We start from the raw sequence: 14,817 nt of genomic DNA on the forward strand, positions 1-14,817 counted from the left end.
GCGCGAGGCCTTGTAGAATGAAGGGTTCTACGAGGCCTCGCAAATGGAAAATTGGTCGGGAAGACAGGATTCGAACCTGCGACATCCTGCTCCCAAAGCAGGCGCTCCACCAGGCTGAGCTACTTCCCGTATAAAAAGGAGGGATTAGAAATTGGGAGAAAAAATGGTGGCTCGGGACGGGATCGAACCGCCGACACGGGGATTTTCAATCCCCTGCTCTACCGACTGAGCTACCGAGCCACTTGCCTGCACGCAGAACGTGCTTGCGGGGCAGAATCTATCATCCTCTTCCCAATATTGCAACCACAAAATATTATTTTTTCAACTTCCCTGTATTTTGCCGCGCTCCATAGCAGGAATCCGCCCAGCCAATCAGGAGGAAGCCTGCGCCAGAATACCGCTCAACAGCAATGGGAAAATCAGTGCCGCCCAGGATAGCGTGTGCAGGAGGAGGGGAGGCATGTTCATCTTCAGCCTGTCCAGCACAAACATGAATGCCCCCGCCATTGCCAGCCCATAATAAATCCACGCATCCCCGGTATATTCCCTGGCGGCGGCGGCCAGACAGAATACAACGTAAATGACTATCACCCCCATCCATACCAGGGATACCATGTCGCGGTCGGCGGAATCCTGCCCGTCCTCATCCTCTTCTTCACTCCACCGTTTGCGGCTGAACATGCAGAGGATGACCAGCGCTACCAGATACCAGGTGGGTTCGGAAAGCTGGCCTCCCCAGCCGCCGCCTACCGTCCCGTAAAAGTAGGCCGGTATTCCGGCACCCGTAGCGAAGGAAACGGCGGCAAAAAACGCCCCCATGACGAATCCGGAAGACAGGCTCCCTTTCTGATGAGGGTTGGAAGAGAAATAGAGAAAGAGCAGACTGCAGACGCCAGGCAGAAAGGCAAATTGAAAAATAACCACACCCAATTGGAAAAACATGATCCAAAGCCCCGTCACGGCCGCCACCATAATGAGCAGGGAGATAACGAAACAATGCTTTTTGGCAAAAAGCAGGCATTCATCCGTGTAGACAGCGGAACCGCCCCGGAATATTTTCAGCACCCGGTCCAGCATATTGACGCACCAGACAGCCACAAACAGGAATTGATACAGCCAGGGGGAGGAAACTACCACCAGATGGGACTGACTGACGGCAAAAGCCCAGGCAATGGCGGCAGAAGGGATTTCCAATCCCATCAGGGAAAACCACGCCCACCAGGGGGGCCTCTTCAACACCTGCTCCATTTTTCCGTCATATCATCTCCACAACCGTTCCTTCCGCAAGCTCCCGAACCGTCATCCACAAACTTCCTTATTTTTACGCGGGGATGCTTGACATGCAATGAAACATATTTATACTTGCGTTCCCCTTGCGTCGGAAACGCAATACATCACCATGAAGAAAGATATTCACCCCCAGTATAATCCGGTCGTTTTTGTTGACATCACCACCGGACGCCGCTTCATCACCCGTTCCACTGTTCGTTCTCCCAAGACGGAAGTTATTGACGGGGTTGAACATTTCGTGGTTTCCTGCGGTATCACCTCTGATTCCCACCCGTTCTTCACCGGCAAGAACCAGTTTGTGGACACGGAAGGCCGCATCGACAAATTCCAGAAGCGCTTCGGCACCGTCCGCCGCAGCGGAGGCAAGCCCAAGCTCAACAAGTAAGAACTGCCTTCAGCAATTTTCCAACCCCGTTTCCTTCCCGGAAAACGGGGTTTTTATTTGCAGGCTTCCTTTGATCTCTTTTTCCTGATTCACTCGCAGCAGCACCATGTTGACACCGGACCATTTTGACAGCCAGTCCGCGGAACTCCTCCGCTCCGGCCGCCCCGTCCTTGCCGGAATCAGCGGGGGGAGGGACTCCATGGCTTTGCTTTCCCTGCTGTCCGGCATGCCGGGATGCAATCTGGTTGCATGCCATGTAAATCACCAGCTGCGTCCGGAAGCGGAGGAAGAGGAAATGTTTGTGCTCCGTTACGCCGCCACCCTGGGTATTCCCTGTGTCCGGGAACGCGTCAATGTCCGCAGTATGGCCCATACCCGCGGAATAGCCATTGAAGAAGCGGCCAGGGAAGCCAGGCAGGCCTCGTTTCTGAAATGGGCCGCCGGTTACCCGGGGGCTCTCGTGGCTCTGGCCCACCACCGGAACGACCAGCAGGAAACGGCCCTTCTTCACCTCTGCCGCGGTGCCTCCGGCATTCACGGTATGTTCCCCGTCTCCACCTGGGCCAACGGATTGACCGTCGTACGCCCCATGCTGGATTTTTCCCGGGAGGATATCACCTCCTATCTGGAGCATCGCCATATTCCATGGAGGGAAGATTCCAGCAACCAGTCTGCCGAATATACCAGGAACGCCCTGCGCCATGAGATTATTCCCAAATTGAATGCGCTGTTCCAAAGGGACACCAGCCTTCCCTTTTCACGTGCCTGCCGCCTGGAAAATCAAATCCGCACGGCGCTTTCCCAGGCGCTGGACTCCATGAACCTGACAGATCCCCAGGGGCGCCTGTTCCTGCCGAAAATCAACCTGCTTCCTGCGGAGCTGAGACAATGCGCCGTGCATGATTACCTGCGCCGGCAACATATTCCGGACCTGACGGAAAACGCCGTACTCCGGGTAATGGACATCCTGAATACGGACGGCCCTTCCCGAACTTCCCTGCCCGGCGGAAAACTGGCCGTACGCAAGGAAAAGCGCCTGCTGGTCACGGACACGCCGCGCCCGGTCAATAAAGCGGAGCAACCCCCTGCGGATACAACAGGTGGAATTTAATGGCTTCATTCCCCACCACCAGCGCAGTACCGAACATCCTGTCTTCATCTGTCAGCCGCGGCAGCTGGGCAATCGGGAAGAGCAGACCGCCCAGAATAAGGCCATAGTTGTATACGGACGGCATCATGCACAACAGTTTTTTGGAGATATCCGCAGCATCCAGAGTCGGGAAGACCCAAACCTCACTTGGCTGAAGCATGGAGTTGCGGTGCACGCGCACGCTGTAGGAATCTGACGACAGAGCGGCATCAATCTGGATTTCCCCCTCTATGGAGATTTCATTGTTCAGGCAATCCTTCTGCACCATGCTCTTCGCCAGCGCCGCAGCGGCCCTGGTGCGGTCCGCAGCCAGTTCCGGAACGGAGCCCGAAGTGGACGCGCTCAGCATGGCGACGCGAACGCTTTTACCCAGCATGTGGCGGGCCATTTTGGCCGTCTCTACGGCAAAATAGGCCATATTTTCCACCGTGGGTTCAGGGTTTACCCCGGTATCCGCCAGAAAATAGACGCCGCGGCCGCCGAATTTCTTGGAAAATTCGGGAACGAGCACAATGGAAATGGCAAACAGGGGCTTGGTGGGAACGGGATCCTGCCTGTACTTGTTTACTGCGCGGAAAACGGAAGCCACCCTTTTCATGTTCCCGGCCACAATGGCGTCCGCCTGGCCGTAGAGCACCATCATGGCGGCAAAATGAACCGGTTCGGAAACAATTTCACGGGTATTCATAGGCAACCCGTTGCCGAACATCTGCTCCGCCCGTTCATAACGGTCGCAGAACATCTGAAGATCCGAGCTTTTTTCCGGTTCAATGATACGGACGAATTTCAGGGAAATTCCGTTCATTTCCGCCATTCTCGTGATGACTTCCCTCCTCCCCAGCAGGATAGGCGCGCCGGCCTGCTCTTCCACAAAGCGCTGGGACACGCGCAGCACGCGGACATCCTCCCCTTCCGGAAAAACAATGCGCTTGGGGTGGCGCTTCAGGTTATCCAGGAGCGGCCCTGTAAAATCATTCAGCGGGGAAAAGCCTTGCCAGTCACTCATATGTCACGTGTCCTATTTAACGCAACTCTAAAAAATCCTGTCCATAAAATCAACTCATAAAGTCAAAGACGGCAAATAATGAACAAAGACATCCCTCCGGGTTGAACCGTCCGCTCCGCCATGCTAGCATGGGCATTCCCCTCCATGTACTGCGATTACCATACCCATACCCCCCTGTGCCTGCACGCCTCCGGCACTCCGCAGGAATATGTGCAGGCAGCCGTCCGAGCCGGACTCCGGGAATACGGCATTTCAGACCATGCCCCGATGCCTGGGGAACCTTTTGACGACTGGCGCATGAAGCAGGCGGACATGCCGGCCTACCTGGACTGGCTCACGGAAGCCCGTGAATGCGCCGCGCTGCACGGACTGACGGTCCGTTCCGCTCTGGAATGCGACTGGTTTCCCGGCATCGAACCATGGATAGAGCACCTGCAGGGCCTGCACGCATGGGATTACCTGATCGGTTCCGTCCATTATCTGGGGGAAAAGGAGGAATTCGACAATCCCCACAGGATGGATTTCTGGCACCGGACGGATGTGGAGGACGCATGGGAACAGTATTGGGAACGCTTCCGGAACATGGCCGCCTCCGGAATGTTCCACATCATGGGGCACGCGGACCTGATTAAAAAATTCGGCTTCCGCCCTTCTGGAGACCTGCGCCGTTATTATGAACCGTCGCTGGAAGCCATGCGGGAAACCGGAGCCTGCCTGGAACTTAACACAGCCGGTTGGCACAACAAGTGCGGGGAACAATATCCGGACGGGCAATTCCTGAAAATGGCGGCGGAGGCGGGAATTCCCCTCACCATCAGTTCAGACGCCCACAGGCCGGAGGATGTAGGGCGGGATTTCAAGCGGGCCGGGGAACTGGCCCGGCAGGCAGGATTCAGGCATCTGGCCTCCTTCCAGGGGGGCCGCATGAAACTGTTCCCCCTGCCCGGAATCTGATGCTTTCCCTCCGCGGCAAAGGAATGTTCCGGCAGGCCTTGGCGGCAGCCGCACGGGCGGCCTGTTCCCCGTATTCCCATCCGTCCGTCCCTTTTTCCAGTAAACGGCACAGGCCCATGGACAGAAAAGGGAACGCTCCGGAGCATCTTTAACTTCTGTACAAACTCGGCTTTACGGGCAAAGGTATCGGACGCGGAGGCACGGGACGGGGAGGGGGCGGCTGGGGCCGGATAATGACAGGCGGCGGCGGGTAATTCCACGTCCTGATAATCGGAGGGACAATGATGCGTTCCGTTCTCGGCTGGCTGGCCACCTCCCTCACTTCCCCCTGCAATTGGGAAACCTGCTTATTCAAATCTGCAATCTTCTTCTGGGTACCGTCTTTCAAGGCCAGGTATTTCTTCTCCAAATCCTGCCAATACTGTTCTGCGGTTTCCCTTTTTTTACGGATGGCGCTTATCTGCTCCTGATAGGCTGCCGCCCTTGCGCGGAAAACGCGGGCGTCTTCCGGCAAACCCACACGGTCCGCTTCCAGGGCATTCCACTGCAGAGCCATAACCTCCGCCTCCACCTTGGTAAGTTCCCCCATCAGCAAAAACATGCGGGAAATATCCGCCCCTTCCAGATAGCGGGGATGCCGCTCCGCCTCAGACAGGGACTCCCGGATCTTCCTGGCTTCTTCATCGGCCGCCTTCCTGGCTTCTTCCGCCTTCTTTCTGCGCGCCGCTTCCTCCATCCTTCGCTGGTCCAGCCTGGCCTTCACTTCATCCGGCGTCATCCTGTAATCCCTTTGCTGGGCATCCGTCAAATCTTTATAGGAAACCTTGGCCACCCCGTCCGTGTACTGGATATTGACAAAATCATCTCCGGAAGACACCACAACGGCGTCTTTCAGCACCCTGCCGGACCGCAGGGACATATTTTCCGCCAGGGCGGCAGGAGCCAGGAGGCATAAAATCAACAAACGGGTTCCTGTTTTCATATGATTAACCTCTTCTACGTTGGTAAGAGGCGCAAGGAAAGGAATTTATTCAAAAAAATAGGACCAGAGGTTAATACTGGCGCAGCCGCCGGTTTTTAGCTAGTATATGGCGAGTCATTTACACGTATTATGAGCCGCTATTCTTCATCCTGGACACCTTTACCCGCCCTTCCCGATCCGGAAGGCTTCGCCGGCATGTACGCAGGGACCTGCGGAGAAATAATGATTTGTGCAGGAGGTACCAATTTCCCGGGAAAGCCCATGCTTGAAGGGGGAGCCAAAACGTGGACGGACCGTATCTTTACGCTCTCTCCGGGGGAAAACGAATGGAAAGAGGCCGGCACATTGCCCGTGCCTTATGCATACGGCGCCTCCGCCGGCATCAGGGAAGGCCTGCTGTGCATCGGCGGCTGCGGCAAGGAAGGGCACCGGAAAGACGTTTACCTGCTGAATCTCGCGAAGGGAACTGTCACCACGCATCCTTTCCCTTCCCTCCCTATCGCCCTGGCATATACGGCGGCTGCCGTCCTGGACGGGAAAGTCTATCTTACAGGAGGGTGCGAACGCCCCGGCGAGCAGGACTGCACCAACCGGGTCTTCATGCTGGACACACGCCGGACGGAACAGGGATGGCTGGAACAGGCCCCGCTGCCGGGCCGCGGCCGCTTCCTGCATCAGATGGCCGCAACAGACGGAGCCCTGTACGTGCTCGGCGGCATCGGCCTGCGGGAACAGGACGGCCAACAGGTCCGGGAACTGCTGAAGGAAGCCTGGAGCTATACTCCGGAACACGGATGGACGCGCCTGCCGGACATGCCTTACGCCATCGCCGCAGCCCCCACCCCGGCCCCGGTTTCCGGAAACGGCGTCATTTACCTGCTTGGGGGGGATGACGGCTCCGGAAAAAAATACACTCCCCAAACTAATCCCGGCTTCAATAACCAATCCCTGTGCCTGGACACGGCAGACATGACATGGCACGACGCAGGCCCCATCGCCGCGCCCAGGGCTGTCCTTCCGTGTTGCGCGTGGCAGGATCGTTTCGCGGCCGTGAACGGAGAGCTCAAACCCGGCAGGCGCTCTCCTGAAGTGTGGAGCATCTCCCTCCCCTGATTTGACCGGAATCCAATTAAACCTCTCAACATATGCACATGACACGCTCCCTTACCCGAATTTCCAAGGCTTGCGGCTCCGCTCTGGCAGCCCTGCTTCTCATCGCGGCTCCGGCCGCTGACGCCTCCTTTTCCGTGGATGTCCGGACGTCCGGAACTGTTCCCGACCTTCCGGACCCGGCAGGCCGCGCCGGCATGGTTGCCGGAACCGTCACGGAAGACGACGGCAGCCAGTCCGTCATCGCCGCAGGGGGCGCCAACTTCCCCCAGGCTGCGCCGGGCGCCTCAACTCCGGAGGAACGCGGCCCCAAAACCTACTACCAGGATATTTTCAAGCTTCGCAACGGCCAGTGGAGCAAGGCGGGAACATTGCCCGTCCCGCTGGGTTACGCCGCCTTTGCCAGCGTGGGCAAGGGGCTGGCTGTGGCCGGAGGCCACAATGCTCAGGGCATCCTGAAAGATGCCCTGCTGATTAAAACGGACGGCTCCGTAGAAAAGCTTCCTCCCCTTCCCGTCCCCGTAACGGAAGCCTCCTGCGCCGCCCACGGGAACAAATTGTTCGTCATCGGCGGCAGAGACCGGGAGCAGCCGGAAACCGCACTCAATACCATCTACATGCTGGACACCACGCCGGACACGGATAAAATGAAATGGGTTTCCCTTCCCCCTTTTCCCGGAGAGGGGCGCATTCTCTCCACCGCTGCCGTCTGCGACAGCACCCTGTTCATCATAGGCGGCTGTTCCCTGTCCAGGGATAACTCCGGAGAAACCTCCAGGACGTATCTTTCCGACATGATCGGCTACGACATGACGTCCAAGGACCCTTCCAAATGGGGCTCCTCCGGCAGGCAGCAGCTTGCCGGACCGGGAATGCCCGTAGCCGCCGCCGCGGGTCCCGCCCCGGTGCGGGAAAACTCCATTCTCCTGATCGGCGGAGACAAGCGCGGCAACTCGCCGGACCCGTCCAGGCCTGTGGCGCAGTCCCGGGATATCCTGGTCTACGACGTCATCGGAAACACATGGACGCGCCAGGGGGAATGGCCCGTGGGCATCGCCACGGTTCCCGCCGTTGTCAGGGGCTCTGAAATCATGACCATCAGCGGGGAAACGGCCCCGGGCGTCCGGACTCCCGTAAACGCCTCCGCCTCCGCAGGTTACCACTTTGAAATGAGCACGGTTGATTACGCCGTTCTCATTCTGACCATCATCGTCCTGGCGATCATCATCGTCTCCGCCGTGCGCAACGGCGTTAAAAATGTTGCCTCCGTCACGGACCCGAACACCAAGCCGGGCCTGTGGGCCTGGGTAGCCGTCATTGTCCTGTGGTTTGTGGTCATGCTGAACTATTTTGACCGCCAGCTCCTTTCCGCCCTGCATGAACCCATCGTACGGGACATTCCACAGACGGAAGCCCAGTTCGGCATGGTCACCTCCGTTTTCCTGCTGATTTACGCCCTGCTCAGCCCGGTGGGCGGCTTTCTGGCGGACCGCTACAGCCGCCGGCTGATGATCCTCTGCTCTCTCGTCGTCTGGTCCGTGGTCACATGGTGGACCGGCCATGCGGAAGATTACACTTCCCTGCTCATTGCGCGAGGCGCCATGGGCATCAGCGAGGCGTTCTACATCCCCGCCGCCCTGGCCCTGATTACGGACTACCACCGCGGCAGCACGCGCTCCATCGCTACGGGCCTGCACATGAGCGGCATCTATGTAGGCATGGCCGTCGCCGGTTTCGGTGCCACCATGGCTTCATGGACGGGATGGCGCATGACATTCGCCCTGTTCGGCCTCATCGGCGTGGCGTACGCCGTCATCCTCATCCTGTTCCTGAAAGATCCGTCCAAAGCCCCGGCGGATACGGCCCAGGCAAAAAAACCGTCCGTACCGGAGAAAAAAACGGTGCTGCTCAATGTGGACAATGACGAACAGGCCATCAAGGAACCCTCTTCCAAACTTTCCACCGGAGCCGTCCTTTCCAGCCTTCTGAGCGGACGCCCCATGTGGATGCTACTGGCCGTAGTGGCCTTTGCCGGAGCCGGAAACTGGTTCCTTCTCACCTGGTATCCCACCCTGCTTCAGGACAAATACCAGCTCTCCTCCGCGGAAGCGGGCCCCGCCGCCACCCTGTGGAGCTCCGTGGCCAAATACGTCGCCGTGCTGGGAGGCGCCATCCTGGCGGACATGTGGTACAGGCGCAACGCCCGCGCCCGCGCCCTGGTGCCGGGCATCACCTTCACCATATCCGGCCCATTGGTGGTTCTGGCGCTGCTGCCCGGCATCTTCGGCTGGGACATCACCGTCCCGCTCGTGCTCATGCTGGGTCTGGTCGCCACGCAGGGGCTGGCGCAGGGATCACTGGACGCCACCCTCATGCCTGTGCTACGCTCCCATATCGACGAGCGTTATTCCGCAACCGGCTATGGCCTCCTCAACCTCACATCCGCCGGCGTGGGCGCCCTCATCTCCTTCTTTGGGGGATGGTTCAAGGATCAGGGCGTTCCGCTGACCACCACCCTGGCGGCGGCAGGATGCCTGATGCTGTTCTGCGGGCTGCTGCTCCTGATGCTGCCGCGTCCCAAACATTAAACGCAATTATGTTCATGCCTCCCGTCTTACCCCTGATGAAAAAGCCCGCACGCCTCTGCCTGGCGGCGGGAACTCTGTTCGCCCTTTTCCTTACCCCCCTTGCACAGGGGCGCACCTGGACCAACCTCCAAGGGAAAAAACTGGAAGCAGAATTCATCAGGCTGGACGGCCAGAAAGCCGTGCTGAAACGTTCCGGCGGCCAAACCGTCTCCATTCCCCTCTCCCAGCTCTCCCGGGAAGACAGGGATTTCATCGCGGAACAGGAAAAAGGTGGGGCACTCCCCTCCAATACGGCGGACAATTACCACCTGCCGTGGCCCAGGAGCGTCAAATGCCCGGACAATTTCAAGGTGGAAACCATCAAGGAGGAACCGGGAGAATATATTTATGAAACACCCCATTTCCGCTTTATCTGCGACGCCAAGCTGGGCACCGGCATGATCAAGCGCCTGGGCCTCCTCTTTGAGGCCACCCACTTGGCCAACAAAACCCTTCCTATAGGAAACTCCCCTGCCCATGACGATTCCGCCAAATTCCCCGCCTACCTGTATGAAAAATTCAGCACCTATCTGGAAAACGGCGGACGCGAAGGCACGGCGGGCATCTTCCTGGGGACAACGCGGCCAGGGGACCGCGGAAGAATTCTGGTTCCGTTCGATTCCCTGGGAGTCAAAACCATGGGAAGCACATACGTCATTGACCGTGACAAGGACGCTTCCACACTCATCCATGAACTGACGCACCAGCTCATGTCTTCGCAGGCTAAGCAGGCCAGCTGGTTTTGTGAAGGCTCCGCGGAATACATGGGCATGACGCCCTATGCCGGTGGCCGCTTCAACTTTGGAGCCAACCGATCCCACATTGTCTCCCGCGTGACGGAATACGGCAAAAAAAATACGGGGGGACGGGCCCTTGGGGATGACTTTGAGGCACCCGGCCTGGAAGCTTACATGAACATGCCCTATTCCCAGTTCACGGGAGAAAACGCCAACCTGAACTACGGCCTGGCCGCCCTGATGGCCTACTATTTTTACCACATGGACGGCAAGGGCGATGCCCGGCGCATCAAGAATTACATGAAAGCCATTCAATCCGGAACCAGTGAAAAGGAAGCTCAGAAACTCCTCCTTGACGGACGGAGCTATGAAGAACTGGCCAAAGAAATTGAACAGAAATGGCGCAAGGCCGGCGTTAAAATCCGCTTCCGTTCCTCTTCCTGAACTATGCCGCGGCGTGCCGTGGAAACAGTCCCCCGACGGAAAACGAAGGGCGGTTTGTGCCCTGAAAAACCGTTGACACGGGAGGGAAAGGCGGCACACTTCCCTCAACAGGGATTCACAGACACGCATGGCAGAAGAAGCTTCCATATCCGCCCTGATGGACAGGGTAGCCCGTACCGCCCCCTTTCACCGGGAACTGGCAAAACTGGGCACAGAGGAACAGGCGGTTTTCGACCATACTTCCCTGCCCGGGGTGCCGTTTGTAGCGGCCCTGTGTATCAGAACCCTTCCGGATACCGCACGGGCCTGGGTGGTCGCGCCCCATTTGCGGGCTCAGGAAGCCCTTGCAGCCCAACTGGAAACCTGGGGAGTGCGCCACCTCCTCTTCATTCCGGAAAAAGAGGTGGCCCTGGGGGAGGAAATGGGGGACCCGGAGCTCGCCGCGGAACGTCTGAATATCCTTCACCGCATCTCTTCCAGCCGCACGGGCGGGCAAACCATCATTTTAACGGAAGGCAGCCTGAACGATGAGGTTCCGTCCCCCGACGGCATGCAAAACCAGGGGATCACCCTGAAAACGGGGGAGACGCACGCACCGGACGACTTGATACGGCAGTTTGGGGAAGCGGGATTTGAAGGTGTTCCACAGGTCATTTCCCGCGGGCAATGGTCCCGACGCGGCGGCATCCTGGATGTCTTTCCTCTCCAGTCCTCCCACCCCGTGCGCCTGGAGTTTTTTGACGACGAAATTGAATCCATCCGGGAATTTGATGTGGATTCCCAGATTTCCTTCCGCAAGGCGGAACACGTCAACCTCATACTGACGGAAGCCGAGGGCGCGGAAACCCTGCGGGACTGGATCAAACCGGGCGACCTGGTTATTACCGCCCCTTTCTGCAAGGAACGGGGGAACGTATGCATCCTCACCTCTCCCCCGGAAAATGCGGCGGGGGAAGAAGACTTCTCCCTTGCCATCCATGACAATCCCCTGGGCAGCTTTGAGGCGGGGGACTTCGTGATGCAGGAAATGCGCCGTGAACTGGCGGAACGCCAAATCCGGGAATGGCTGGACCGGAAATGGAATGTCAGCATGTTCTTCCCCAATGAAGGGGAGGAAGAACGCTTCCGGGACATCTGCGCCGGAACGCCCGCTCTGCTGTCCATCACCCCTCTTCGCGGAGAACTTCCGGCAGGGTTCAGCATCCCGGAAGCGAAAACGGCCGTCCTCTCTTCCTCGGAACTGTTCGGCAGGTACCAGTCCGCTACGGCGCGCCGCCGCGCCAGCCGGGAAGACAAGGCGCGCAAGGCACGCGCGCAGGCATCCCTGAAAGACGTCAATCCCGGTGATCTGGTGGTGCATACCAGCTACGGCATCGGCAAATTCATCAACATTTCCGCCTCCCCTGACTCCGGAGACGAGGAAATGAACATCCTCTACCGGGACAACACGATCCTGCACGTCCCCCTCAGCCAGGCTCACCTGGTTTCACGATACATAGGCCTGGGAAGCAAAACGCCGGAACTCAACAAACTGGGGGACTCCAAATGGCAGCGCGCCAAAAAATCCGCAGAACGATCCGTGGCGGATTACGCCGCCCAGCTCCTCAACGTCCAGGCGGAACGCCAGACAGGAAAAGGCTACAGCCACCCCCCGGACAGCAAATGGATGTGGGAATTTGAAAGCTCCTTTCCCTTCCGGGAAACCCAGGACCAGCTCCGCGCCATCGCCCAGACGAAAGCGGACATGGAATCCACCCGCCCCATGGACCGCCTGATCTGCGGAGACGTGGGCTTCGGAAAAACGGAAGTTGCCATCCGCGCCGCCTTCAAATGCGTGACGGGAGGCCGCCAGGCGGCCGTGCTGGTCCCCACCACCGTATTGGCGGAACAGCATTTCCGCACGTTCAAGGAACGCATGAGCGAATACCCCGTACGTATTGAAATGCTCAGCCGCTTCAGCAGCGCGGCGGACATCCGCTCCACGCTGGAAGGGCTCAGAACGGGAGCTGTGGACATCGTCATAGGCACGCACCGGCTCATTTCCGATGACGTATCCATGAAAAATCTGGGCCTGGTAGTCATTGACGAGGAACAGCGCTTCGGCGTCAGGCACAAGGAAAAATTCAAGGAACGCTTCAAGGGAATTGACGTGCTGACGCTGTCCGCCACGCCCATTCCCCGCACCCTGTACATTGCCCTGATGGGAGCACGTGACATGAGCTCCATTGAAACCCCGCCCGTCAACCGGCAGCCCGTCCAGACAAGCGTGTGCCCTTACGACGAACGCATCATGAAAAAGGCCATGGAACGCGAGCTGGAGCGCGGAGGACAGATTTTCCTGCTGCACAACCGCGTGAAAACCATCGAACTGTTCCGGGACCGCATCCAGGCCCTGGTGCCCAAGGCCCGCATCGTCATCGGCCACGGCCAAATGCCTAAAGAAGAACTGGAAAAGGTCATGCGCACCTTCGTGCAGGGGAAAGCGGACATCCTGCTGGCCACCACCATCATCGAATCCGGCATCGACATTCCGAACGCCAACACCATCATCATTGACCGCGCGGACCGCTTCGGACTGGCGGACCTTTACCAGCTCCGCGGCCGCGTGGGCCGTGCGGGCCACCGGGCCTACGCCTACCTCATGCTCCCCAGATCCGCCGCCGCCACGGGAGACGCCCGCAAACGCGTCTCCGCCATCAAACAGTATACGGAACTGGGTTCCGGCTTCAAAATTGCCATGAGGGACCTGGAAATACGCGGTGCGGGCAACCTGCTGGGAACCCAGCAGAGCGGCCACATCGCCGCCATAGGCTTTGACCTGTATTGCCAGCTTCTCCAGCAATCCATCGCCCAGATGCAGGGCAAACGCACGGCCCCCCGTCCGGATGCGGCTCTAAGAACGGACTTTATCATTAACAGCGAAACGCAGTTCGCCGCAAAATCCCGCAAGGACTATCTGGGAGCCTTCCTTCCCAGGGAATACATTAGTGACGCGGCCCTGCGCATCTCCGCCTACAAGGATCTGGCCACCGTCCGGACCCTTAAGGAAGCGGACAATCTGCTCCGCGCCTGGGAAGACCGCTTCGGCCCCGCGCCGGAAACGGTGCGCCACCTGCTGGACTCCCACAAAATCAAAATCCTGGCATCTCATGCCAACATCTCCATGGTGGAAATCAGCGGGCAGCGCCTGATGCTCACCAGAAACGGGGATTTTATCCTGTTGTCCAACAAATTCCCGCGGCTGGCAAGCGCCGCTCCCGCGGACAAACTCCGGGAAACGCTGGACATGCTGAAAAACATTTAAATCCGCTGCGGTCATCTCGTGGCTGAATTCACCCATGGGAAAACATGAAAACCCGGAAAACAGTTCTTGCCCCTTTCCATGCCGGGAACGGGGTTGCGGCAGGAATACGAAACCGCGTATCCGCCAGACCGCTCCGGCAGCTTTCCATCAAATCTGCTTCTCTTTACCGTTGGAAAGCTCCTTTTTCCGCATCATTTCCATGATGCCGCATGTGTTGGCCGGAGCCATGATCACTTCTATTGACCACTCGAAATTCTCTACATTCTCTGCGTAATCATCCATATTCATGGACACCTCCAGAACAGGAGATTCCTGGGTAAGAGCCGAACGGAAAGAACGGGACATAACTTCCTGCCCATCCCTGAGCAGGATCACCTTGTCAATAAAGAGACTTCCCCCCTCTTTGGAAGTCCGCACCAGACGCACGCCTGAAAATTGGTTCATCTTCCTGTCCGGAATGGAACAGCACATCCGCGTATAAGTTCCCTCCTGCTGACCCAGAAGCTCCCAATGGGCTAAAATGGGGGCGGACAAAGTGAGCCACGACAAATCATAACCGGAACCGGCCAACAGTTTGGACAGCCTCATGACCATCTCTGCGGAATAATCCACCCCCCACCCCTGGGAATACAAAATGCCCAGCATTGTGACCAACCATAAATGCTTGAAAAGGGTTGAATTCTCTTGAAGAAGCTTGAAAACGGTTGAAAATACGTGCGTTCCGGGGAAAAATGGAAGGGTGGCGCAAGAAGTTAAGCCCATAAATGCCCGTAAGGGTCAATTTTGAAAAATCGTAAGGGTCATTTGTCCCATGTGAGACACTCCCGC

At 58.1% G+C, this 14,817-nt stretch carries 11 protein-coding genes and 2 tRNA genes; 7 read left to right on the plus strand and 6 right to left on the minus strand.

Annotated features, from left to right (window positions below; all coding sequences use genetic code 11):
- Positions 1-52: 52 nt before the first annotated feature.
- The 3 genes from BHW66_RS12705 to BHW66_RS12715 all read right to left on the minus strand — a co-directional run bounded on the left by BHW66_RS12705 (position 53) and on the right by BHW66_RS12715 (position 1,248).
- Positions 53-129 (minus strand) — tRNA-Pro (locus tag BHW66_RS12705).
- A gap of 35 nt (positions 130-164) precedes the next feature.
- Positions 165-240, minus strand: a tRNA-Phe gene (locus tag BHW66_RS12710).
- Positions 241-372: 132 nt separating this feature from the next.
- Positions 373-1,248, minus strand: coding sequence for a hypothetical protein (locus BHW66_RS12715; RefSeq protein WP_012420468.1), 876 nt, complete (start codon positions 1,246-1,248; stop codon positions 373-375).
- A gap of 151 nt (positions 1,249-1,399) precedes the next feature.
- Here BHW66_RS12715 and BHW66_RS12720 point away from each other — a divergent pair, with 151 nt between their 5' ends.
- Positions 1,400-1,675 carry a type B 50S ribosomal protein L31 gene (locus BHW66_RS12720; protein WP_035196558.1) on the plus strand — a complete coding sequence of 92 codons (276 nt, stop codon included), beginning with the start codon at positions 1,400-1,402 and terminating at the stop codon, positions 1,673-1,675.
- A gap of 106 nt (positions 1,676-1,781) precedes the next feature.
- On the plus strand, positions 1,782-2,786 hold the full coding sequence (gene tilS / locus BHW66_RS12725; protein WP_102758517.1) for a tRNA lysidine(34) synthetase TilS: 1,005 nt from the start codon (positions 1,782-1,784) through the stop codon (positions 2,784-2,786).
- Here tilS and BHW66_RS12730 read toward each other — a convergent pair.
- A complete protein-coding gene (locus tag BHW66_RS12730; protein WP_012420465.1) occupies positions 2,740-3,831 on the minus strand; it encodes a phosphate acyltransferase in 1,092 nt (363 codons plus the stop codon). The two genes, tilS and BHW66_RS12730, sit on opposite strands and share 47 nt — an antisense overlap.
- Before the next feature lie 120 nt (positions 3,832-3,951).
- Between BHW66_RS12730 and BHW66_RS12735 the strand changes: the two genes are divergently transcribed.
- Entirely contained in the window at positions 3,952-4,785 is an 834-nt protein-coding gene (locus BHW66_RS12735) for a histidinol-phosphatase (RefSeq protein ID WP_022197570.1), read from the plus strand.
- Between the two features lie 148 nt (positions 4,786-4,933).
- Here BHW66_RS12735 and BHW66_RS12740 read toward each other — a convergent pair whose 3' ends face one another.
- Positions 4,934-5,767 (minus strand): hypothetical protein, encoded by an 834-nt coding sequence (locus BHW66_RS12740; RefSeq protein ID WP_046437019.1) that lies wholly within the window; start codon positions 5,765-5,767, stop codon positions 4,934-4,936.
- Between the two features lie 261 nt (positions 5,768-6,028).
- On the opposite strand from BHW66_RS12740, the gene BHW66_RS12745 reads away from it, so the two are divergent.
- The 4 genes from BHW66_RS12745 (at position 6,029) to mfd (ending at position 13,989) form a co-directional block, all read left to right on the plus strand.
- Positions 6,029-6,880 carry a hypothetical protein gene (locus BHW66_RS12745; protein WP_180973411.1) on the plus strand — a complete coding sequence of 284 codons (852 nt, stop codon included), beginning with the start codon at positions 6,029-6,031 and terminating at the stop codon, positions 6,878-6,880.
- A gap of 32 nt (positions 6,881-6,912) precedes the next feature.
- Positions 6,913-9,465 carry an MFS transporter gene (locus BHW66_RS12750; RefSeq protein ID WP_102758516.1) on the plus strand — a complete coding sequence of 851 codons (2,553 nt, stop codon included), beginning with the start codon at positions 6,913-6,915 and terminating at the stop codon, positions 9,463-9,465.
- 14 nt (positions 9,466-9,479) lie between these two features.
- Positions 9,480-10,685, plus strand: coding sequence for an SHD1 domain-containing protein (locus BHW66_RS12755; protein WP_179219141.1), 1,206 nt, complete (start codon positions 9,480-9,482; stop codon positions 10,683-10,685).
- A gap of 127 nt (positions 10,686-10,812) precedes the next feature.
- Positions 10,813-13,989: a transcription-repair coupling factor gene (mfd, locus tag BHW66_RS12760; protein WP_102758515.1), complete on the plus strand. Its 3,177-nt coding sequence runs from the start codon at positions 10,813-10,815 to the stop codon at positions 13,987-13,989.
- Between the two features lie 147 nt (positions 13,990-14,136).
- On the opposite strand, the gene BHW66_RS12765 is transcribed toward mfd, so the two are convergent.
- Positions 14,137-14,634 carry a hypothetical protein gene (locus BHW66_RS12765; RefSeq protein ID WP_022197577.1) on the minus strand — a complete coding sequence of 166 codons (498 nt, stop codon included), beginning with the start codon at positions 14,632-14,634 and terminating at the stop codon, positions 14,137-14,139.
- Between the last annotated feature and the right edge of the window lie 183 nt (positions 14,635-14,817).

It is taken from the genome of Akkermansia sp. 54_46, assembly GCF_001917295.1.
Taxonomy (GTDB): Bacteria; Verrucomicrobiota; Verrucomicrobiia; order Verrucomicrobiales; family Akkermansiaceae; genus Akkermansia; species Akkermansia muciniphila.

Excerpts from the sequence above, each read along its gene's own strand:
- BHW66_RS12745 (WP_180973411.1), top strand. The coding sequence starts at position 6,029 with ATGCTTGAAGGGGGAGCCAAAACGTGGACGGACCGTATCTTTACGCTC.
- mfd (WP_102758515.1), top strand. The coding sequence starts at position 10,813 with ATGGCAGAAGAAGCTTCCATATCCGCCCTGATGGACAGGGTAGCCCGT.
- BHW66_RS12740 (WP_046437019.1), bottom strand. The coding sequence starts at position 5,767 with ATGAAAACAGGAACCCGTTTGTTGATTTTATGCCTCCTGGCTCCTGCC.
- BHW66_RS12765 (WP_022197577.1), bottom strand. The coding sequence starts at position 14,634 with ATGCTGGGCATTTTGTATTCCCAGGGGTGGGGGGTGGATTATTCCGCA.
- BHW66_RS12750 (WP_102758516.1), top strand. The coding sequence starts at position 6,913 with ATGCACATGACACGCTCCCTTACCCGAATTTCCAAGGCTTGCGGCTCC.
- tilS (WP_102758517.1), top strand. The coding sequence starts at position 1,782 with ATGTTGACACCGGACCATTTTGACAGCCAGTCCGCGGAACTCCTCCGC.
- BHW66_RS12720 (WP_035196558.1), top strand. The coding sequence starts at position 1,400 with ATGAAGAAAGATATTCACCCCCAGTATAATCCGGTCGTTTTTGTTGAC.
- BHW66_RS12755 (WP_179219141.1), top strand. The coding sequence starts at position 9,480 with ATGCCTCCCGTCTTACCCCTGATGAAAAAGCCCGCACGCCTCTGCCTG.
- BHW66_RS12730 (WP_012420465.1), bottom strand. The coding sequence starts at position 3,831 with ATGAGTGACTGGCAAGGCTTTTCCCCGCTGAATGATTTTACAGGGCCG.
- BHW66_RS12735 (WP_022197570.1), top strand. The coding sequence starts at position 3,952 with ATGCTAGCATGGGCATTCCCCTCCATGTACTGCGATTACCATACCCAT.
- BHW66_RS12715 (WP_012420468.1), bottom strand. The coding sequence starts at position 1,248 with ATGGAGCAGGTGTTGAAGAGGCCCCCCTGGTGGGCGTGGTTTTCCCTG.